16 protein-coding genes are annotated in these 20072 nt (G+C 73.9%); 8 read left to right on the forward strand and 8 right to left on the reverse strand.

Going from position 1 to position 20072, the window contains the following annotated elements; translation table 11 throughout:
* Positions 1-9 precede the first annotated feature (9 nt).
* Positions 10-621 carry a maleylpyruvate isomerase family mycothiol-dependent enzyme gene (locus ACH35V_RS14280; RefSeq protein ID WP_395972577.1) on the forward strand — a complete coding sequence of 204 codons (612 nt, stop codon included), beginning with the start codon at positions 10-12 and terminating at the stop codon, positions 619-621.
* A 30-nt stretch (positions 622-651) separates the two neighbouring features.
* On the opposite strand, the gene ACH35V_RS14285 is transcribed toward ACH35V_RS14280, so the two are convergent.
* Positions 652-1368: a VOC family protein gene (locus ACH35V_RS14285; protein WP_395972578.1), complete on the reverse strand. Its 717-nt coding sequence runs from the start codon at positions 1366-1368 to the stop codon at positions 652-654.
* Positions 1369-1440: 72 nt separating this feature from the next.
* Here ACH35V_RS14285 and ACH35V_RS14290 point away from each other — a divergent pair, with 72 nt between their 5' ends.
* The 3 genes from ACH35V_RS14290 to ACH35V_RS14300 all read left to right on the forward strand — a co-directional run bounded on the left by ACH35V_RS14290 (position 1441) and on the right by ACH35V_RS14300 (position 3779).
* Entirely contained in the window at positions 1441-1908 is a 468-nt protein-coding gene (locus ACH35V_RS14290) for a MarR family transcriptional regulator (RefSeq protein WP_395972579.1), read from the forward strand.
* Positions 1909-2028: 120 nt separating this feature from the next.
* Complete coding sequence (locus ACH35V_RS14295; RefSeq protein ID WP_395972581.1) at positions 2029-2769, forward strand: SDR family oxidoreductase; 741 nt, start codon at positions 2029-2031, stop codon at positions 2767-2769.
* 44 nt (positions 2770-2813) lie between these two features.
* Complete coding sequence (locus ACH35V_RS14300; RefSeq protein WP_395972582.1) at positions 2814-3779, forward strand: RNA polymerase subunit sigma-70; 966 nt, start codon at positions 2814-2816, stop codon at positions 3777-3779.
* Here the strand turns inward: ACH35V_RS14300 and ACH35V_RS14305 are convergent.
* The 4 genes from ACH35V_RS14305 to ACH35V_RS14320 all read right to left on the reverse strand — a co-directional run bounded on the left by ACH35V_RS14305 (position 3769) and on the right by ACH35V_RS14320 (position 9838).
* A complete protein-coding gene (locus ACH35V_RS14305) occupies positions 3769-5232 on the reverse strand; it encodes a hypothetical protein (RefSeq protein ID WP_395972583.1) in 1464 nt (487 codons plus the stop codon). The genes ACH35V_RS14300 and ACH35V_RS14305 overlap by 11 nt on opposite strands.
* A gap of 265 nt (positions 5233-5497) precedes the next feature.
* Positions 5498-6505: an SMP-30/gluconolactonase/LRE family protein gene (locus ACH35V_RS14310; protein ID WP_395972584.1), complete on the reverse strand. Its 1008-nt coding sequence runs from the start codon at positions 6503-6505 to the stop codon at positions 5498-5500.
* Between the two features lie 237 nt (positions 6506-6742).
* Positions 6743-8287 carry a protein kinase gene (locus ACH35V_RS14315; RefSeq protein WP_395972586.1) on the reverse strand — a complete coding sequence of 515 codons (1545 nt, stop codon included), beginning with the start codon at positions 8285-8287 and terminating at the stop codon, positions 6743-6745.
* A gap of 84 nt (positions 8288-8371) precedes the next feature.
* The gene (locus tag ACH35V_RS14320; protein WP_395972588.1) at positions 8372-9838 is read right to left on the reverse strand and encodes an amidohydrolase; all 1467 of its coding nucleotides are present in this window, start codon (positions 9836-9838) and stop codon (positions 8372-8374) included.
* A 111-nt stretch (positions 9839-9949) separates the two neighbouring features.
* Here ACH35V_RS14320 and ACH35V_RS14325 point away from each other — a divergent pair, with 111 nt between their 5' ends.
* The 4 genes from ACH35V_RS14325 to ACH35V_RS14340 all read left to right on the forward strand — a co-directional run bounded on the left by ACH35V_RS14325 (position 9950) and on the right by ACH35V_RS14340 (position 13136).
* On the forward strand, positions 9950-10741 hold the full coding sequence (locus ACH35V_RS14325; RefSeq protein WP_395972589.1) for an alpha/beta hydrolase fold domain-containing protein: 792 nt from the start codon (positions 9950-9952) through the stop codon (positions 10739-10741).
* 52 nt (positions 10742-10793) lie between these two features.
* A complete protein-coding gene (locus ACH35V_RS14330) occupies positions 10794-11822 on the forward strand; it encodes a permease (RefSeq protein ID WP_395972590.1) in 1029 nt (342 codons plus the stop codon).
* Positions 11819-12556 carry a TIGR03943 family putative permease subunit gene (locus ACH35V_RS14335; protein ID WP_395972591.1) on the forward strand — a complete coding sequence of 246 codons (738 nt, stop codon included), beginning with the start codon at positions 11819-11821 and terminating at the stop codon, positions 12554-12556. Before ACH35V_RS14330 ends, ACH35V_RS14335 begins: the two co-directional genes overlap by 4 nt.
* Before the next feature lie 106 nt (positions 12557-12662).
* Positions 12663-13136 carry a nitroreductase family deazaflavin-dependent oxidoreductase gene (locus tag ACH35V_RS14340; protein WP_395972593.1) on the forward strand — a complete coding sequence of 158 codons (474 nt, stop codon included), beginning with the start codon at positions 12663-12665 and terminating at the stop codon, positions 13134-13136.
* Positions 13137-13160: 24 nt separating this feature from the next.
* Here the strand turns inward: ACH35V_RS14340 and ACH35V_RS14345 are convergent, their stop codons facing one another.
* The 3 genes from ACH35V_RS14345 to ACH35V_RS14355 all read right to left on the reverse strand — a co-directional run bounded on the left by ACH35V_RS14345 (position 13161) and on the right by ACH35V_RS14355 (position 20024).
* Complete coding sequence (locus tag ACH35V_RS14345; protein ID WP_395972594.1) at positions 13161-13979, reverse strand: SAM-dependent methyltransferase; 819 nt, start codon at positions 13977-13979, stop codon at positions 13161-13163.
* Positions 13980-14081: 102 nt separating this feature from the next.
* Positions 14082-15182 (reverse strand): PQQ-dependent sugar dehydrogenase, encoded by a 1101-nt coding sequence (locus ACH35V_RS14350; RefSeq protein ID WP_395972595.1) that lies wholly within the window; start codon positions 15180-15182, stop codon positions 14082-14084.
* Positions 15183-15443: 261 nt separating this feature from the next.
* Entirely contained in the window at positions 15444-20024 is a 4581-nt protein-coding gene (locus ACH35V_RS14355; RefSeq protein WP_395972596.1) for an HAD-IC family P-type ATPase, read from the reverse strand.
* Positions 20025-20072: the final 48 nt, after the last annotated feature.

Raw genomic sequence — 20072 nt, forward strand, 5'->3', positions numbered from 1 at the left:
GACAACCCGATGGAAACACCCTCGACCCACCTGACCGGCGAGACCCGGGCGGAACGGGAGCGGCTCGCCGGCCTTTTCGGCGACCTCGCGCCGGAGCAGTGGGACGTGCCGTCCCTGTGCGACGGCTGGCGGGTCCGCGAGGTGGTCGCCCATATGACGATGCCGTTCCGGACCAAGCCGCTCGGGATGATGGCGGGCCTCGTCCGGGCCCGGTTCTCGTTCAACCGCTACGCCGACCGGGACGCCCGGTCGACGGCGCGGGCGATGAGCGAGGCCGAGCTCCTCGGCCTTCTCCGGCGCAACATCGAGCACCCGTGGCGGCCGCCCGGCGGCGGGCAGGCGGGCGCGCTCAGCCACGACGTCATCCACGGCCTGGACGTCACCGAGCCCCTCGGCCTCCCCTCGCCGCCGCCCGAGCGGCTCGCGCTGGTCCTGGCGTCGGCCGGTGACAAGCAGCTGAAATACTTCGGCGTCGACCTCGGCGGGCGGAGGCTGACCGCCACCGACGCGGACGTCTCCGTCGGCGAAGGCTCCGTGGTCATGGCGATGACCGCGAAGGAGATCCTCCTCGTGGTCACCGGACGGCGCGCGCTCACCGAGGCCCGCGAGAGAAGCCGGTAATCCCCCCGGCTCCGGGGCCGCGGCCGGGTCTCAGGAGGATCGGGCGGCGAGTTCGGCCAGGCCGGGGGCGCCGGAGGGGGCGCGCAGCGCGATCTCCTCGCCGTCGCGCGTGGTCAGCCCGACGCCGCGCAGCCCGGCGGGGCCGTCGACGAACCGCAGCGGGAGTGCTGCGAAGGTCTCGGCGCCGACGTGCTCCTCCAGTTCGGCCGGGTCGCCGCCCACCTCCAGCCAGCAGATCTCGCGCAGCGGACGCTCGTGGTCCATGGGGGCGCGGCGGGCGGGGTGCTCCGCCATGTCCTCGTGGAAGTACCAGTTCGGGAGCCCCCGCCCCCAGGTCGTCGCGACGTTCCCCGGGGCCATGGTGGTGGCCCAGGTCGAGCCGTCCGGCCGGCGGGCGCCGGGCGCCGTGACCACCTCGCCGCCGAAGCGCCGCGCGACCTCCTCCAGGTCCGCGCGGCTGCGGGCTCTGAGGTTCCAGGTCATCCAGTGGTCGCCGAGACGGGTCGTCTCCTCGAACCAGGTGCGGAACGCGTCCACTCCGGGCGCCACGTCGGCGTGGTGGTCGATGACCGACTCGACGTTGACGTAGGCGTCGCCCGGCAGCGGGATGGTGCGGTGCGCGGTCGGGACGGCGTCCAGCCATCCGCCCTCGTGGCTGCGCAGCCCGGCCTCCGCGCGCAGCCGCTCGGCGCCGGCGTAGAGGTGGCGGACGCCGAGCGTGAAGTGGTCCAGGTCGTAGACGGCCATGAGATCCCTCCGGCATAATAAGCCTTGCTATCAAAATAGATTTGAAAGCAACACTAAATCTCGGAGGGTTCGATGTCAACCGACGGCCCGACCGTCGACGAGGGCGTGCGCGAGATGCTCCGGCTGATGCCGCGGCTGGTGGCGCGGGCCAAGCGGATGCCGGTCCCGGAGCAGCTGCGCGACTTCGCGCTCACGCCCCGGCACCTGTCGCTGCTCGCGCTGCTGCTCTACGACGAGTCCGCCACGGTCAAGCGACTCGCCGAGCAGCTCCAGCTCGCCTCGACGACGGTCAGCCTGATGGTCGGCGACCTGAGCCGGCAGGAGATCCTGCTGCGGCGCGAGGACGACCGGGACCGCCGCCGGACGATCGTGAGCATCGCCGACGCCCACCGTCCCGCGATCGAGGACTGGCTGGGCGCGGGCGCGGCGGCCTGGCGCACCGCGTTCGAGCCGCTGTCCCCCGCCGAGCGGAACCTGGTGATCAACGCCCTGCGCACCTACGAGCGCGAGACGATGGCGCTGACCCGGCAGCCCGACTGACGACCTCCCGGCACGACGTGTGGTCCACATCACGTCATGGATTTCGAAGTGGGGCGACGGATTTCGCCGCGGCGGCTGGTCTTGACGCGGAACCCGACCGAGACCACTTCGGAGCGTCCGATGTCCCTTTCCTTCAAGACCGCCGTCGTCACCGGCGCCAGCCGCGGCTTCGGGCGCGCGATCGCCGCCGCGCTCGTCGCCGCGGGCACCGACGTCGTGGGCATCGCCCGCGGCGAGCAGGACCTGCGCGCCGTCCGCGACGAACTCGGCGACGCCTTCACCCCCGTGGCCGGCGACGCCACCGGCGAAGCGCTCGCGCAGCAGGTGATCCGCGAACACCGTCCAGGACTGGTCGTGCTCAACGCGGGGGCCACGCCGCACATGGCGCCCGTCCACGAGCAGACCTGGGAGACCTTCAGCCGCAACTGGCACGCCGACACCAGGCACGTCTTCACCTGGACGCGGGCGGCGCTGCGGGAGCCCCTGGCCCCGGGCGGCGTGGTCGTCGGGATGTCCAGCGGGGCGGCCCTGGCCGGATCCCCGCTCAGCGGCGGGTACGCCAGCGCCAAGGCGGCCGTCCGGTACATCCGGGGGTACGCCGCCGACGAGTCGGAGCGGGCCGGCCTGGACCTCCGGTTCGTCACGCTGCTTCCGCAGCTGACCCCGGTCACCGGGCTCGGCTCGGCCGGGGTCGCCGGCTACGCCGCGCGGCAGGGCGTCGACCGCGAGACGTTCATCGCGGGCATGTCCTCGATCCTCACTCCGGAGCAGGTCGCCGAGGCCGTCGTCGAACTCGCCGGCGACCCCGGCGGCGGTCCCGAGTACCTGATCAGCGGCGACGGACTGCGTCCGGTCGGATGAAGCCGCCGCCTACAGTGGACGTCACCGCTTCCCCTGGAGTAGCCGTGGCGCCGACGGACACCGAGTTCGCCGCCTCGACCGAGCCGTTCCGGGCCGAGCTGCTGGCGCACTGCTACCGGATCCTCGGCTCGATCCACGACGCCGAGGACCTGGTGCAGGAGACCTACCTGCGGGCGTGGCGCGGGTTCGGACGGTTCGAAGGGCGGTCCTCGACGCGGCGGTGGCTGTACAAGATCGCCACCATGGCCTGCCTGACGGCGCTGGAGACGCGCTCCCGGCGTCCGCTCCCGTCCGGCCTCGGGGCGCCCTCGGACGATCATCGCGTGCCGGTGGCCCCGCGCGAGCCGGCGGTGGCCTGGCTCCAGCCGGCGCCGGACGCCCTGCTCGGCGCCGGCGACCCGGCGGCGATCGTGAGCGGGCGCGCCGGGGTCCGGCTCGCCCTCATCGCCGCGCTCCAGTACCTGCCCGCCCGGCAGCGGGCCGTCCTGACGCTGCGGGACGTCCTGGCGTTCCGCACGGCCGAGGTCGCCGAGATGCTGGACACGACGGCCGCGGCCGTCGACAGCGCGCTCCGCCGCGCCCGCGCCCGCCTCGCCGAGATCGGCCCGGTCGAGGACGACCTGGCCGAGCCGGACGAGCGGACCCGGCGAACCCTCCTCGACGACTACGTCGACGCGTTCACCCGGGCGGACGCCGGCGGGCTGGTGAACCTGCTGCGCGCCGACGTCGAGGCCGAGATGCCGCCGATCCCCACCTGGTTCACCGGCCGGGACGCCGTCGTCGGGTTCCTGGCCGCCAGGGTGCTGCGGAAGGACCGGTGGCGGATGGTGCCCACCGCCGCCAACGGCCAGCCCGCCCTCGCCGCCTACGAGCGTGCGCGCGACGGCCGGTACGAGGCGCACGGCGTCGAGGTCCTGACCCTGAGGAGCGACCGGATCGCCCGCATCACGGCGTTCCACGACCCGAACCTGGTGCGGACGTTCGGCCTGGCGCCGACGCTCACGTCCTGAAGCGGCCGCTCTGCGGCGCCTTCACCTGGCGGTCGAGGACTTCACGCATCGAGCGGCCGGCGGCGTCCTGGAGGACGTCCTCCAGCCAGCCGGTGTCGATCGCGTCCGGCTCGATGCGGTTGAGCCGTGCGAACGCCGCGAGCAGATCGGGCGCGAATTCCTCCGGCAGCACGTATTCCAGCATCTCGAAGATCGAGGGCTGGACGAGCCAGTCGCCGATCGCACGGTTCAGCAGGCCGGCGAATTCCTCGTCGGTGAGCAGGGCCCAGGCGATCGCCTGCCCGGATTCCTCGTCCAGCAGTGCGCCGAAGGCTCTGGAAAGCGCGCCCTCGCCGCTTCCACTCAGGTAGTCGGCACGGAATTCGGCGAACTTGCGGAGGTGCACCCCGATCAGCTTTTCACGTTCGGCCATCAAGGAGGCGAGGGCCTTCAGCACCGCGTCGCCGACCAGGCGGCGGATACCGCCGTTGCAGGCCGTGTCGATCTCCATCGCCCGCATGACGTCGAGAATGTCGCACGCCCACGTGATCCCGCCATAGTCCGGCTCTGAGCCGAAGACGAGCCCGCGGGTGGCGAAGCCCGCGGCGTCCAGGACGAGTGATCCGCTGTCGCCGGCCATCGCGGTGACCTCGCCCGGCTCCGAGCGGATCGCGAACAGGGTGCCTCCCACCCCGCACTTGACGCGCTTACCGGCCCTGTTGGTCATCAACACCGTGGAACCGATGGCTTCCACGGTGCCGGGTTTGAGCTGCGTGCGGAATCCGCGACGGACGACTTGCATGTCCAGGGACGGCGGAAGGACGACGAACGGGTGCTTTCCGGCGATGCTCAGGATCTCGGGCCGCGCCCTCACCTCGGGCAGAAGCCCGACGATCCCGGCGTCCACGGAGAACTCATACGCGTGGCCGGCACCGAGTGGTGCGGGCCACCACGGCTCGACGCGCCGGGTGGATCCGATGGCCTCCACACCGGCGGGCTGCCACACGGTGGGCATGCTCGGGAGCTGATTGGGCGTCTCCGGACGAGTGAGAACGTGGTTGTTGGTGAGAAGGACCGGGTCCATCGGCCAGTGGCGGTCGTAGAACACGCCCCCGCAGGTGCCGGTGCTCCCCCAGCTCGTTCCGAGCATGCAGCCGCCCACGACGGGGCGCAGTTTCCCGTCGGTGACGTCGCGGAGTTCCGGTGGCGCGGTCTGGACGACGTCCGTGGGGACCCTCTCGTCGCTCACGGTCAGTTCCCGGGGGACGCGGTGGAACATCTGAAGATTGGCCGGAGGCTCCTTCCGGGTGACGTAGACGACGACGCCGGTGGTGTCGGTGCGGCGGCCGCCGACGATTTTGCGGGCGACGCCTACACCGAACACATTGGGCAGTCCCAGCAAGTCGTCGGCATACACGCGGGCGGCGGCGAGTGCCGCCACCGGAGGTTCGGGCTCATGCGTGAGTTGTGACATTGTTCGCGCTCCTCGTTCCTAGGCGAGGCGTGGCGCTCAAGTCGAAAGGGGCGGCTATTCACGTCTCCGTCCACCGTAGGCACGGACCGCCCCGCAATTCACGTGTGCCGGGGTCAATTGTCTCCCCAGCTCTCGCCCAAGTCCTTTACCCGGCAGGCCCGGCCCGGCGTAGTCCTAGGGGGGCCCTGGTCGCCGGCGGGACGTACGTCCCCCCGGTACCCCGCGACCAGGGCCCGAGGCCGCGCCTAACTGGATGACGAGCTGATCAGAATCCGCGGACGACGGCGATGGAGAACGGGAGTTGCGGGGTGCCCGGTCCCGTGGGGCCGCCCTTGTCGAACTGGGAGCGGACCACGTAGAGCTTGCCGTCCTTTCGCAGCAGGGTCGTCGGGGTCCCCAGCGCCGGGTCGGTGAGCCGCCGGGACATCCGGGCCGTCCGGCCGTCGGCGCCGATGCGCCACCGGCTGATCGCGTTGGCGTCCGTGATGGGGTGGACCACCCACAGCGTGCCGTTCCGCAGTTCCATGCCGTCGCCCGTGGTGACGTCTCCCCCGCTCAGGGCCACCTTCTCGACCTTGCCCGAGGGCAGGGCGATGCGGTACAGGTCGCCGCCGGTCATGTCGACCGTCAGCAGGTAGCGTCCCGACGGCTCGGCGACGATTCCGTTGAGGGTGATCGTGTTGGGCTCGTGCGGCTCCACCACCTCGGACAGGTCGAAGGCGGGCGTCAGCGGCACCTCGCCGCCCTGCTCGCCGGCGTCCGCGAGCTGCTTGGGCGTGACGCGGTAGACCACGGTCTGCCGGCTCTCGGTGATGTAGGCGGTGCCGTCCGGCGTGATGGCGATGTCGTTGACCAGGCGCGTCGCCTGGCCGGGGACGACGAAGCGGGCCAGCAGGCGGCGGGTGGGGATGTCGTAGACCGCGAGCCCGGTGAGGCGGTCCATCACCCACAGGCGCCTGGCCCGGTCGACCTCCAGCCCGAGGGCCTGCGAGCGTCCGTCGCCGCGCGCGGGGAGGAACTCCTCGGCGACGCGCTGCCCCGGCTTGGCCCTGAAGATCGCGCCGCCCTCGAACGACCCGACGTAGAGGTCTCCGGTGTGCGGATCGGCGGCGATCCCCTCGGGGTAGACCCGGTCGCCGGGGAGTTCGAACGCCGTGGAGATCCGGGCCCGGCCGTCGGCCGGGGTCCCCGCCGCCTGTGCGGCGGAGCCGAGGAGCAGCGGTGCGGTGAGGGTCGCGACAACGATGACGTGTCGCCGAACTGTGCGGTACATGACCACCTTCTCCGTGGGGGTTTCCTGTCGCTGGCTTCGTCCAGCGGAGCGATCCGGTGCCGCTCCCGCCTTCTCTCCCGACGCAACGTAGAGACCTGTAGGGAACCGAAGGGTTTCCTGCCAGGCAGGTTAGGTAGGCGGCCAGGTCAGGGTCTACGTAATACGTCGATTGTCCGATGTCGGACATACTCTGGCAAGAGGGCGCCGAGGACGACATCGGTGGTGGTCAGGCGGGAGTCAGCAGGCTCGGTGCGCGCTGACCGGTTGTCCGGCGTGGTGCAGGTAGCGCGCTGTGCCGCCGACGCTGTCGAAGGCGACGGCCATTCCGGTCGCGATGTGGTTCGCGGACGACGTGGCCTGCCGCTCGACGTAGGCGCCGCATCCGTCCTGGCCGTTCCGCACCGAGGAGGCGGCCGAACTCCACGTCCCGGAGAACGAGCCGGACTGCCCGTAGACGGAGACGGTCACCTTTCCGCAGCCCGAGCCATAGGTCCTGACCTGGGCGAATGCGGTGTTGCCGAAATTGCCGTATCGGATGCGGTAGAGGCAGGCCGCCTTTTTCAGCTGCGGGGTGAGTTCCGTCGACGCCCATTTGTAGGTGGTGGCCGATCCCCCTGCCCTGCCGGGCTTCGGGGTGGTTTCCGAGCCTCCGGCCGGGGCGTGGGACGCGCCGGGATTCGCGCCGGCGGGCGGTGTTCGGGAGGTGACGGTTGCGGTCGGGCTCGATGGGCGCGCCGACGGCATCGCCGTCGCTCCTGGTGCCGGGGGCTGATTTCCAGCGCGCGCCGGGTCGTTGTCGGGTTCGGCCTGGGTGGACGGCAGCAGGGTGGCGGTGACCAGGGCCGCCGCGCCTGCCGCGCCGATGGCCGTGGCCGCCGTGATGGCGGCGCGGCGCACCCGGCGCGGGGGTGGGGGCGCCTCGGTTGTGGGTCTGGCGGCCGCGGCGGCGGCCTGGAGGCTGACCTCGCTCTTCGGCTCGCGCCGCAGCAGCCCGAGCAGGAGGTCCTCGCTGTCCGGACGCCGCGCGGGGTCCTTGTCCAGGCAGCGGACGACCAGGTCGCGCAGCCGTCCGCGCAGGTCGCCGAGGTCCGGCTCGTCATCGGAGATGCGCCGCATGACCGCCTCGATCGTGGCGGCCGCGAACGGGGACCGGCCGGTCGCGGCGAACACCACGGTGCAGCCCCACGCGAAGACGTCGACGGCGGGCCCGGCGCGTCCGCCGGCGAATAACTCGGGCGCCATGTAGGCAGGCGTGCCGACCACCTGGCTGGAGTCCTCGCCCGCGCCTTCCAGGACGCGGGAGATCCCGAAGTCCACGACCCGCGGGCCCTGCGCCGACAGCAGCACGTTGCCCGGCTTGAAGTCGCGGTGGACGACCTTCGCCTGGTGGATGGCCACCAGCGCGGTCGCGGTCCCGATCGCCAGCCGTTCCAGGTCGGCGCCGGTGCGGACGCCGCCCTGCCGCACCGCCCGCAGCAGCGAGACCCCGTCGACGAACTCGCTCACGAGGTAGGGGACGGAGCCGTCGAGGTCGGCGTCCAGCACGCGGGCCGTGCAGAACTCGGCGACGCGCTTGGCCGCCGCGACCTCGGCGGCGAACCGCTCACGCGCCTTGGCGTCGCCGTCGAGCCGGACCTTCAGGCATTTGACGGCCACCCGGCGGCCGTCCGGGTCCTCCGCGAGGTAGACCACGCCCTGCCCGCCCTCGCCGAGCCGCGCGACCAGCCGGTACCCGCCGACCGCGGCCGGATCGTGGGCCTGCAGCGGGGAACCATCGGTCATGTCGCGCTCCGTTCGGCCCTCGGCACCGCATCGAGATCGTAGTGCCAGAGCCGCCCGCCCGCGCCTTCGGTACCGAACCCGGCGTCAGGACACGGGCGGGTAGCGGACGGGGCCCTCCGAGGCGATCTTGCCGTTGGCGATGGTCATCAGGCGGGTGGCGCTCGCGAGGCGCTCGGGGGGCATCGTCAGCGGGTTCTCCTTGATGACGACGAGGTCGGCGTAGTTGCCGGGCTCCACCGTGCCGCGGTCCCGCTCCTCGAACGAGGCGAACGCGGCGCGGGAGGTGACCAGGCGCAGCGCGGTGGGGACGTCGAGCCGCTGGTCCGGCAGCCAGCCGCCGGGCGGGGTGCCGTCGAACTCGGTGCGGGTCACCACGCGCTGCAGCCCCCACATCGGGTCGAGCGCCTCGATGTCGAAGTCGCTCCCGCCGACCATCGGCACCTTCGCGCGCAGCATGTCCCGCCACCGGTAGGCGTACCGCAGCCGGTGCCGTCCGAGCGCGTCCTCGGCGAACCGCTGGTCGGACGTCGCGAAGCTCAGCTGGATGCTCGCGATCACCCCGCGCCGGATCATCCGCTCCAGCAGGTCGTCCTCCGCGACCTGGACGTGCTCGACCGCCCACCGGTCCCGCGGCGACACGTCGTTGTGCTCGTAGGCGTTCAGCGTCACCTTCAGCCCGCGGTCGCCGATGGCGTGGGTGGTGATGTTGAAGCCCAGCTCGCGGGCGCGGGCGACATCGCGGTCGGCACGCTCCTGGGCCAGGAACAGGATGCCCTTGCGGGGGAAGCCGTACGGGTCGTCGCTGTAGGGCTGGCGTAGCGCGGACGTCCTGGGGCCTAGCCATCCGTCCGAGTAGAGCTTCACTCCCAGGACTTTGACCCAGTCGTTGCCCGAGCCCGTGCGCAGGCCCATCCGGGCGGCCTCCTCCATGCAGCCCCAGGCCACGCGCACCAGGAAACGCACTTTGAGCTTGCCTTCGTCGGCGAGCTGGAAGAGCGCGTCCAGGGCGCCGAGGTCGCGCAGGCCCGCTTCCACGACCGTGGTGACGCCCTGCTTGGCCACCTCGTCCTGCATGACCAGCAGGTCGTTCTTCATCTTCTCGGTGACCGGGCTGTGGGTGCACTGGTCGACGGGGGTCTCGCCGCGCGCGTGGATGTCGACGTGCCGCTGCCCGGTGCGCCTGCGCGCCTCGAACGCCTCGTCCTCGTCGTACGGCTTCCACGCCGGCCGGTACGCCTCCGGGCCCACGCCGGTCAGCGCGCGCTGGATGAGGTGGGTGTGCTGGTCCCGGAATCCGGGGCCGACGAAGGCCCCTTTCAGGTCCACCCGGCGCGTGCGGTCTCCCGCGCATTCCAGCACGTGCCGGTCGGAGCCGACGGCCACGATCCGCTTTCCCTTGACGGCGACCGCCTGGGCGGTTCCGTCGCCCGTCCAGACGACGCCCGAGTGAAGCACCAGGTCGGCGTGGTCGCGCGGGCGGCCGGCGGCCACGGTGCCCGCGGCCGCACCAGTCAGGACGAGAGCGGATCGACGGGTCATCGGTGATGACATGGCACACTCCTCACATTTCGCTCATGATCAATGTGAGGCCGCCGCGTCCGCTTGTCGACCCCGGAGGACGAACGGGCTGGTCAGAAGAATGGGAACGGTTATCATTGCGTCATGATGACCTCTCCCCACGAGCGCATGGTCTTGGACGTCGAGTACGCCATCGCCGATGGTGAGCGGCTGCTGCTCGACCTCTACATCCCCGAAGGGTCGGGACCGCACCCCGTCTCCCTCTGGGTGCACGGTGGAGCATGGCTCTTCGGCGACCGCTGCAGCGGCGCCACATCGTTCGCCGCCGGGCTCGCCGAGCGGGGCGTGGCGATCGCGAGCATCGACTACCGCCTCGGCGAGGCCGGGGCCTTCCCCGCCTCCATCGACGACGTCCGCGCCGCCGTCCGCTGGCTGCGCGCCCACGGCGCCCGGCACGGGCTGGCCATCGGGCGGATCGGCGCGTGGGGCGCCTCGGCCGGCGCGCACCTGTCGCTGATGGCCGCGCTCGACCCGCGCGGCGACCGCATCGACGCCGTCGTCGACTTCTTCGGGCCGACCGACCTGGTGGCCCGCCTGGCGCGCACCGAGCTGGAGCGCGAGGTGCTGCCCGACCCGCCCGACGCCCGCTACCTGCGGACCACCGTCAAGACGCTCGACCCGCACTGGGCGCGTGCCGCCAGCCCGCTGTACCAGCGCCTCGACCACGCGCCGCCGACGCTGATCGTCCACGGGGACCGCGATCAGCAGATCGCGCTGGACCAGAGCCTGCGCATGCACCAGGCCCTGGTCGCCGCCGGACGCGACTCGCAGCTGCTCGTCCTCGGCGGCGCGGGGCACGAGGACGTCCGGTTCCAGGAATCGTGGGTCCTCGACACCACGGCCGCCTTCCTCCGCCACCATCTGACCGGTGGCTGACGCGCCCCGGCAACGGCCATTCCGCACCCGCCCTCTGGAACGATTGACGGTCATGAGCGACGGAGCCGGTCTCCGGACCGCCGATGAAGATCTGCTGCCTCCCCCGGACTGGGGCCGCTCCCCCGCCTCCCCGGGGACCCGCGCGGCGTGGGCGTTCGGCCTGCTGGCGGCCGTGCTGGTCACCGGCCGGGTATGGGTGGCGCCGGGCGTCGACGCGCGTGCGCTGGACGCCTGGACGACGATGTTCGTGGCCGTGTGCGTGCAGGCGCTGCCGTTCCTGGTGTTCGGGGTCGCGCTGTCGGCGGCGATCACCGCGTTCGTGCCGCCGTCGGTGTGGCGGCGGGTGCTGCCGCGCCGGCCGGGGGCCGCGGTCCCGGTCGCGGGCGCGATGGGGGCGGTGCTGCCGGGCTGCGAGTGCGCGTCGGTGCCGGTCGCGGGCGGGCTGATGGCCCGCGGGGTGGCCCCGGCCGCCGCGCTCACCTTCCTGCTCGCCGCCCCGGCGATCAACCCGATCGTGCTGACCGCCACCGCCGTCGCCTTTCCCGGCAGCCCGGAGATGGTCGCCGGCCGGTTCGCCGCGTCGCTCGCGGTGGCCGTCCTCGCCGGATGGACGTGGCTGCTGGTGGGCAAGGGCGAGTGGCTCACGGTGCCGTCCCGTCCGCGGGCGCAGGGGGCGGCCGGACGGGTGGAGGCGTTCCGGCAGTCGATGCGGCACGACATCATGCACGCCGGAGGGTTCCTGGTGGTCGGGGCCGCCGCGGCCGCGACCATCAACGCGGTGATCCCCGCCGCCTGGGTGACGGGGGTCGCCGGGATTCCCGTGGCGTCGGTGCTGCTGCTGGCGCTGCTGGCGGTGCTGATGTCCATCTGCTCGGAGGCGGACGCCTTCGTCGCGGCGAGCCTGCCGCAGTTCTCGACCACGGCCCGGCTGGCGTTCCTGGTGGTCGGGCCGATGGTGGACCTGAAGCTGATCGCCCTGCAGGCCGGCTTCTTCGGGCGCCGGTTCGTGGTCCGGTTCGTCCCGCTGACGTTCGTCCTCGCGGTGGCGGTCAGCGCGCTGGTGGGAGGGCTGCTGGGATGAGCAGGGCCGGGCAGAACCTGCTGCTGATCCTGATCGGCGCGGCGGTGCTGTGGATCACGCTCGGCACCGGCGAGTACGTCAACTACGTCCGGCCGGGGTTCCGGTTCGTGCTGGTCCCGGCCGCGCTGGCGCTGCTGGCGCTGGGCGCCGCCGGTGTCCGCCGCGACTGGCGGGCGGCCAGGGGCTCCGCGGACGACGGCGACCACGGTCACGACCATTCGCGCGGGCCTCGGGTGGCCTGGCTGCTGTGCCTGCCGGTGCTGGCGGTCTTCGTGATCGCGCCGCCCGCGCTCGGCTCGTTCACCGCCGCGCGGGACGCCGCCCGCACGGCGCCGCCGCCGGCCGCGCCGTCCGGCGGGTTCCGCCCGCTGCCGCGGACGGGTCCGCCGGCGCCGATGACGATGGGCGAGTTCATCGGCCGCGCGTTCGAGGCGCAGTCCGGCGGTCCCGCGCGGTTCCAGGGCGTCCCGGTGCGGCTGACCGGTTTCGTCTCGCCGGCCGCGAACGGCGAGCGCGGCTGGCGGCTGATCCGGCTGAAGATGGCGTGCTGCGCGGGCGACGCCGTCCCGTTCCCGGTGATCGTGCGCGGGCTCCCCCGTCCGCCGGAGGACGCGTGGGTCCAGGTCGTCGGCGTCTGGCAGCCGCCTCCGGCCGGGCGGCGGGCGACGGCGGTCCAGGAATTGCAGGGACGGTCACTGCAGCGCATCAAGAAGCCCAGGAGCCCGTACGAGTGACCCGCGTCCGCGTCAAGAGACCGATCAGGAATCGAGAAGCGGGCATGACCGGGCCGCATCTAGCGTGAGCGCCATGACCAGTGAGGTGACCGACGGGAGGCGTCCGATGGCAGAGAATCAGGCGGACGGCGGCGGGAAGCGCAAGCCCGGCACGCCAGGCGCGTTCTCACGCTGGATGCAGCAGCGCATGAACGCCCGCATGAACCGCAAGGTCCGGCGCGGACGCGCGAAGTTCATGGGCATGGACGTGCTGATCTTGCACACCGTGGGCCGCCACAGCGGGGAGCAGCGGGAGACGCCGGTGGCGTGGTTCCCCGACGACGATGAGGACGCCCGGCTGATCGTCGCGTCCGGCGGCGGGAGCCAGCACCCGGACTGGTTCGCCAACCTGATGGCGCACTCCGACGAGGCGTCGATCGAGCTGCCGGGGCGCGGCTCCGTGGCGGTGACGCCGCACCGGCTCGAAGGCGACGACCGCGAGCGGGCCTGGCAGCGCATCGCCACCGCCCAGCCGCGCATCGCGAAGTACCAGAGCAAGTCCGACCGGCAGTACCCGGTCGTCCGGCTCACCCCGCGCTGATCGCGGCCCCCGTCCGGGGGCCGGTCAGGGTTTGCGCGCCACGCCGCCGAACTGGTCGGTCTCGGGGGGCTCGCCGAACCGGGTGTCGTCCGGACGCCACCGCGTGCAGGAGACGACGCCGGGCTCGACCAGGTCCAGGCCGTCGAAGAGGGCCTCGATCTGCCGCGGGGTGCGGTGGGTGCCGGGCGGCTTGCCGAACTTGTTCCACTGGCGGATCGCCTCGGCCATCTTCTCGCCCGTGATCTCGATGGTCGGGTGCGCGATGGCCAGGTGGCTGCCGGGGGCCGTCCGGTCCATCAGCCGCCCGACGATGGAGCGCGCCTCGTCGTCGTCGGTGACGTGCCACACGACGCCCAGCATGGTGATCGCGACGGGCTCGGAGAAGTCGAGGGTCGCCTCGGCGCCGCGCAGGATCGCGTCCGGGTCGTGCATGTCGGCGTCCAGGTAGTCGGTCGCGCCCTCGGGGGTGCTGGTCAGCAGCGCCCGCGCGTGCACCAGCACCAGGGGGTCGTTGTCGACGTAGACGATCTTGGACTCGGGCGCCACGTCCTGGGCGACCTGGTGGGTGTTGTCGACCGTCGGCAGGCCCGTCCCGATGTCCAGGAACTGCCGGATGCCCGCCTCGCCGGCCAGGTAGCGCACGACCCGGCCGAGGAACAGGCGGTCCGCGCGCGCCTGCTGGACGATGTCGGGCAGCACCGCCTCGATCTGGTCGCCGAGCTGCCGGTCGACCTCGTAGTTCTCCTTGCCGCCCAGCCAGTAGTCCCAGATCCGGGCCGAATGCGACACCGTGGTGTCGATCGCCGGGGCCGGCCGGGGATGGGGTGTGCGCTCTTCGTCCACGAGCCTCTCCTACCTCTCAGCCTGCGGCGCGGAGCTCTCATCGTAGAGCGCCCGCCGTCCGTGGACCGGACGGCGGGCGATCGCGAGACGTCACGCGGTCGGTCAGCGGGCGACCTTCGGGAAGCGGAGGATGCGGTCGTCGGTCTGGGCGGGCTGGCCGCGGCCGTCGCGGTTGCTGGTCATCACCCAGAGCCAGCCGTCCGGGCCCACGGCGACCGTGCGGAGCCGTCCGTACGTTCCCTGCAGGACCGCCACGGGCTGGCCGGACGTTCCGCCGTTGCCGTTCAGCGGGACGGTCCAGAGCCTGCGGCCGCCGAGCGCGGCGGCGTAGAGCGTGTCGCCCGCGACGGCGCCGCCGCTGGGCGACGCCTCACGCGTGGACCAGACGGCGATCGGGTCGTGGTAGGTCGGCTCGCCGCCCTTGCCCTCGACGTTCGGCCAGCCGTAGTTGTCGCCGGCCTCGATGTGGTTGATCTCGTCCCAGGTGTTGTTGCCGAGCTCGACGTTGTACATGTGGCCGCCGGGCCCCCAGGCGAGGCCCTGCACGTTGCGGTGCCCGAGGGTGTAGACGACCGAGTTCGGGGTGGGGTTGTCCGGGGGCGCGGTGCCGTCCGGCTTCATGCGCAGGATCTTTCCGGCCGGGCTGCTCGGGTTTTGCGAATTGGCCGTCCGGCCGGCGTCGCCGGTGCCGACGTAGAGCATCTTGTCGGGGCCGAAATGGATTCGGCCGCCGTCGTGGAAGGAGTTCTTCGGAATGCCGGAGAAGATGATTTCCTGCTGGGGCGACGCCGCGAGCTTGAACCGGGCGATCCTGTTGTCGGACGCCGCGGTGTAGTAGGCGTAGACGTATCCGTCCTGCGCGTAGGTCGGCGACACCGCGATGCCCAGGAGGCCGCCTTCGCCGGTGGGCGTGACGCCGGAGAGCCGGGCCACCTCGGTCGGCGCCGAGCCGGGCTTCATCTGCAGGATGCGGGCGCTGTTCCGTTCGGAGATGAGCGCGCTGCCGTCGGGCAGGAAGTCCAGGCCCCACGGGACCGTCAGTCCGGTCGCGGCGACGGTGGGCTTGGTGAAGTCGAAGGCGGGGTCGGCCTTCCGCGCGGACGGGCCGGCCTCCGCGTGGGTCGCCGGGGAGACGGGGACTGCGAGCACGGCCGCGACGGCGAGGGCCGCGGCGGGAGCCAGCGTGCGCGATTTACGGGGCATCTTCTCTCCTAAGTCACCCCCGAACCAATAAGTGACCTCGGCTGCTGCCCCGTGGTGACGAGCGATTTCGCAGTTCACGGGCACCGGGGAGCGGTTCTGGCGCGCCTCTGTCAACGGTAGAGCGGGGGGTCGTTGGGGCAGCGCAACCGAGGGGAGCGCTCGGTATCGAACTACAAACTACTCGGCCGTCCGGCACCTGTGAAGCGCCGGTTTTTCACCTTTCAACGAGCGGCGCGCGGGGAAATCGAAAATGCGATTCGCTCAGCCCGTTCCGGCGGACGGGAGGAAACGCGGGGCCACGGCGGCTCCCAGCGTCGCGGCCGCCGCCGCCGTGGTGACGATCGTCCAGGCGCCGGGGCCGAGCGGGGTGCAGCCGAAGAACTGGCTGACGCCGGGCGTCTCGACCACCGCGAACAGCGCCCCGGCGGACACCGCGCAGGTGGCGAGGACGAGGGGGCTGCGCCAGCGGGCGATGAGCGTCTGCCCGAGCTGGGCGCCGACCAGCGCGGCCAAGCCCATCGTGGACGCGCGGCGGCCGCCGTCCGGGACGAGCCCGGTCAGCCGGCCCGCCTGCCACGACAGCAGGGCGGCGGCCGCGGTGGCGGTGCCGCGGACGGCCAGCGCGCGGCGCATGTCCTCGCCGGTGAAGCCGCGGACCGGCGCCCCGCCGAGCGGCGCCTCGGAGTCGCCGCCCGCCGGGGTGATGGCGACGGCGAGCGCCGGGAGCATGTCGGTCAGCATGTTGACCACGAGGAGCTGCCGGGTGCTCAGCGGCGCGTTCCCGCTGAGGGCCGTCCCGAGGACGGTGAACGACACCTCGCCCGCGTTGCCGCCGACGAGGATCGCGGCGGCGTCGCGGACGCTGTGCCACAGGGCGCGGCCCTCGCGCAGCGCGTCCAGGATGAGCGCGGTGTCGGGCGCGGTGAGGACGAGGTCGGCGGCGCTGCGCGCGGCGCCCGACCCGCGCCCGGCGACCGCGACGCCGACGTCGGCGCGGCGGATGGCGGCGGCGTCGTTGGCGCCGTCGCCGGTCATCGCGACGACCCGCCCGGCCCTGCGCAGGTCCTTCACGATGCGCACCTTCTGCGCCGGGGAGACGCGGGCGAAGACCGCGGCCTCCTGGACGGCGGCGAGCCGCTCGGCGGCGGACATCGCGTCCAGCTCCGCCCCGGTGACGACCCGGTCGGCGCCGGGGATACCGAGCTCGGCGGCGACGGCGGCGGCGGTCGCCGGATGGTCGCCGGTGACCATCGTGGTGCGCACTCCCGCCTCGCCCAGCCGCTGCACGGCCTCCTCGGCGGTGGGACGCGGCGTGTCCGCGATGCCGACGAAGCCGAGCAGCGTGAGGTCCTCGACGTGGTCCGCGATCTCGCCGCGGACCTTCTCCGGGTCGTGGACGGGCCGCTCGGCGATGGCGAGGACGCGCAGCCCCTGCCCGGCCAGCCGCCGGAACGTCGCGGCCGCGGCGCGGCGGCGGGCGGCGGTCATGGGCTCGTCGCGGTCGGCGGGACGCCGGGGCAGGTGGATCCGGGCGCAGCGGGCGAGCAGCACCTCGGGCGCGCCCTTGACCGCGAGGACCGTCCGGTCGCCGTCGCGTCCGAGCGAGGCGGAGAACCCGCGGGTGGTCTCGAAGGGGAGCTCCTCGTCCAGCGACCAGCGGTCGTCGGGCGGCAGGTCGCCGGCCCGGTTCAGCACGGCCCGGTCGGTGGCGTGCGCGACCCGTCGGCCGCGCGGGGGCGGGCAGGCGCGGGCGGCGACGCGGAGGATGCGCCGCCCGCCGTCGCCGGTCAGCGGGAGCGGACGGGCGGGCCCGGCCGCGCGGACCAGGCGGAGCCTGCCCTCGGTGAGCGTGCCGGTCTTGTCGAAGCAGAGCGTGTCGACCCGTCCGAGCGCTTCGAGCGCGCGGGTGGTGCGGACGAGCACGCCGAGCCGCGACAGCCGCCGCGCCGCCGCGAGCTGCGAGGCGGTCGCGACCAGCGGCAGCCCTTCCGGGACGGCGGCCACGGCGACGGCGACCCCGGAGCCGAGCGCCCGGCGCAGCGGCAGCCCGCGCAGCATGCCCAGCGCGGTGACGGCCGCGCCGCCGAGCACGGTGGCGGGGAGCGCCTGGTGGGTGAGCTCCGCCAGGCGCGTCTGCATGCTGGACGACGCGTCCGCCGCCCCGGCGAGCGCGGCGGCCCGGCCCGACTCGGTCGCCTCGGCGGTGGCGACGACCAGGGCGACCGCGTCGCCCGCGACGACCGTGGTGCCCTCGTAGACCATGCAGTGCCGGTCCGCCGGGTCGCCGCCGGGCGACGGCTCGACGTTCTTGTCGACGGGCACCGACTCGCCGGTGAGGGTGGCCTCGTCCACCTCCAGCGACTCGGCCCACAGCAGCCGGGCGTCCGCCGGGACGACGTCCTCGGACCGCAGGACGATCACGTCGCCGATCCGCAGGCGTCCGGCCATGACCTGCTCGGCGGCGGCCGACCGCAGATGCGCGAACGCCTCCGCGCCCGCCGCGCCGGGGCGCGGGGACACGTCCGCGCCGGGCCGCAGCCTCCGCGCGTGGACCTGCTGCCCGAGGAGCAGCTCGCCGAGCGCCTTCTCCGCGCGCATCCGCTGCGCGCCGCCGATGAGGGCGTTGCCCGCCATGACGCCGGTGACCAGCAGCGCGTCCACGCTGGAGCCGACGACCGCGGAGGCCGCCGCGCCGAGCGCGAGGACGGGCGTCAGCGGGTCGTCGAGCTCCTGCCGGACGGCGGCGGTCAGGCGCATGCCCGCCCCGGCCGGCCAGACGACCGTCTTGTTCAGCAGCGGCACGCCCGCCAGCCGTGCGCGCACCGCGGTGAGGCGCGAGTCTGCGCCGTCCGGCTCTGCTTCGTCGGCGGCCGGGCGGGACAGGCGCCGGACGGCCTCCTCCGCGGTGAACGCGTGCCACGCGTCGCGGACGACGGGCGGCGGCAGCGGACGGTGGTCGAGCCGCCGGGCGCTCACCGCGTTGGTCAGCATCGCCGCCAGGGCCGCCGCGTGCACCGGCGGCAGGTCCTGCCAGGACGTGACCACGCGGCCCAGCGGCCCGCGTCCGGCGCGGCGGCCGGGACGGCGGCCCGCGATCAGCAGCGCGCCCAGCGCGGACGCGCTCAGCGACAGCTCCGCCGCGCGGTCGCTGGCGCGGCGCGCGGGCCGGACCGCCGTGAGCAGCCGCCACGCCTCCGCGAGCCCCGGCCCGCACACCAGGTCGGCGCGCCAGTCGGCGGGCCCGCCCCCGCGCAGGACGCCGACTCCGACGTCGGCCGCGTCCAGCGCCAGGTCCTGTCCGGACGACACGGCCAGCACCACATGGCCCTCGCGCTGCAGCGCCCGGACCGACTCCGCCAGCTCCTCGACGGCCAGCGGGGAGTCGTCGCCCCAGGCGACCAGCTCGCGGGTGCTGGCGTGCTCGGTCAGGAAGACCACGTCGGCCGCCTGGTGCGCCGCCGACAGCAGCGCCTCGGCCAACGGGTCCAGGGAGCAGCCGACGCGGACCCGTCCGAAGAGTCCGCCGTCCTCGTCCGTCAGGTCCAGGGTGACGCCCTGCGGGTCGGCGGGGGCGCCGGACGGGGCGTCCGCCGCGCGCACCAGGCGCCATTCGGCGCCTCCGTCCCAGGGGCCCGGACCCGCCAGGTCGTCGGGGTCGCGGCCCGCAAGCACGGCGCCGGCGGCGCGCCACACGCCCGCGTCGTCCAGGTCCTCGCCGGTGGCGACCGCCGACAGCAGCCGCAGCTCGCCGTCGCACAGGACCGAGGAGTCGATGACGACCGCGCTGACCCGGTCCAGGCGGCGCAGCGCGAACGGGTCCAGCACCACCGTGTCGCGTCCCGCCAGGTCGTGGGCCAGCACGGCGGCGAACGCGTCCCGGCCGTGCCGCGCCGCCTTGGCCACGGTCGCCAGCAGCAGGTCGGCGACGGCGGAGGCGTCGCGCGTGCCCGCGAGGACGCCCGCCCCGCCGAGCAGGTGCCCCAGCGCGGTGCGGTTCCCGGCCTTCTCCACCGGCCCGTCCGGCAGCGGGCACGGACGCTCGGCGCGGGCGCCGCACTCCTGCGGCTGCCGTCCCGCCGCCGCCAGCCGCGGCTCCCGGCGCCGCCACGCCGCGCGGCGCGCCCCGATCTCGTGGAGCTGGAAGACCCGGTGGACGGCGTCGGTGACCGGCGGCGCGACGCCGTGCCCGGCACCCTGGACGACGGCGTTCGCGACCCCGAGCAGGGCGTCGCCGCGCAGCACGCCCAGCCGCCGCTCCACGGCCGTCCGGACCTGCGGCATCGAGTCCGCCACCGCGACCGCAGCGCGAACCGGGCTCGGCACCGGCGGGAGGGCCAGCAGCCTGGCGGCGACGGCGCCGACCGTCCCGGCGACGTCGGCCGCCAGGGCGGACGTCGCCGCGGCCCAGGCCATCTCGTCATCGGGCCACCGGGTGTGGGCGTCTGTGTCCCTGTCGCGCGGGTCGAACCGGCCGACCCGGCGCGCCTCTTCCACGTCCTCGACGACCTCGACCAGGGCGTCGACGCCCACGCCTTCCTCGTACGCCACCAGGACGTGGCCGGTGACCGCGTTGACCTCCGCCCAGTTCACGCCGTCCAGCCGCCGCAGCGCCTCGGTCAGCGCCCGCACGTACCGCCGGTGCCGCGGCCCTTCGCCCGCCAGGCCGTTCACCTGGATGTGCGCGCGTCCCGCGTGGGCCCACACGCGCCGCCCGCGCCCTCCGGCGGCCAGGGCCGCGAACGCGCCGGCGGTCCGGGACGCCTTCTCCGCCGCCGCCTCCGCCGCCGCGACCGGGACGCTCAGCACCGACCTGGCCAGGGACGCGCCCGGAATCCCCACCACCGCACCTCCCCGACGGAACGCCGACCGGGTACCCGCGACCGCGTCCCG

Origin of the sequence: Actinomadura sp. 1N219 (assembly GCF_044326405.1) — a bacterium.
Lineage (GTDB): Bacteria > Actinomycetota > Actinomycetes > Streptosporangiales > Streptosporangiaceae > Spirillospora.

What these genes read in the sequence shown, in the direction of transcription:
- ACH35V_RS14280 (WP_395972577.1), top strand. Translation starts at nt 10, where the DNA reads ATGGAAACACCCTCGACCCACCTGACCGGCGAGACCCGGGCGGAACGG.
- ACH35V_RS14285 (WP_395972578.1), bottom strand. Translation starts at nt 1,368, where the DNA reads ATGGCCGTCTACGACCTGGACCACTTCACGCTCGGCGTCCGCCACCTC.
- ACH35V_RS14290 (WP_395972579.1), top strand. Translation starts at nt 1,441, where the DNA reads ATGTCAACCGACGGCCCGACCGTCGACGAGGGCGTGCGCGAGATGCTC.
- ACH35V_RS14295 (WP_395972581.1), top strand. Translation starts at nt 2,029, where the DNA reads ATGTCCCTTTCCTTCAAGACCGCCGTCGTCACCGGCGCCAGCCGCGGC.
- ACH35V_RS14305 (WP_395972583.1), bottom strand. Translation starts at nt 5,232, where the DNA reads ATGTCACAACTCACGCATGAGCCCGAACCTCCGGTGGCGGCACTCGCC.
- ACH35V_RS14310 (WP_395972584.1), bottom strand. Translation starts at nt 6,505, where the DNA reads ATGTACCGCACAGTTCGGCGACACGTCATCGTTGTCGCGACCCTCACC.
- ACH35V_RS14315 (WP_395972586.1), bottom strand. Translation starts at nt 8,287, where the DNA reads ATGACCGATGGTTCCCCGCTGCAGGCCCACGATCCGGCCGCGGTCGGC.
- ACH35V_RS14320 (WP_395972588.1), bottom strand. Translation starts at nt 9,838, where the DNA reads ATGTCATCACCGATGACCCGTCGATCCGCTCTCGTCCTGACTGGTGCG.
- ACH35V_RS14325 (WP_395972589.1), top strand. Translation starts at nt 9,950, where the DNA reads ATGATGACCTCTCCCCACGAGCGCATGGTCTTGGACGTCGAGTACGCC.
- ACH35V_RS14330 (WP_395972590.1), top strand. Translation starts at nt 10,794, where the DNA reads ATGAGCGACGGAGCCGGTCTCCGGACCGCCGATGAAGATCTGCTGCCT.
- ACH35V_RS14335 (WP_395972591.1), top strand. Translation starts at nt 11,819, where the DNA reads ATGAGCAGGGCCGGGCAGAACCTGCTGCTGATCCTGATCGGCGCGGCG.
- ACH35V_RS14340 (WP_395972593.1), top strand. Translation starts at nt 12,663, where the DNA reads ATGGCAGAGAATCAGGCGGACGGCGGCGGGAAGCGCAAGCCCGGCACG.
- ACH35V_RS14350 (WP_395972595.1), bottom strand. Translation starts at nt 15,182, where the DNA reads ATGCCCCGTAAATCGCGCACGCTGGCTCCCGCCGCGGCCCTCGCCGTC.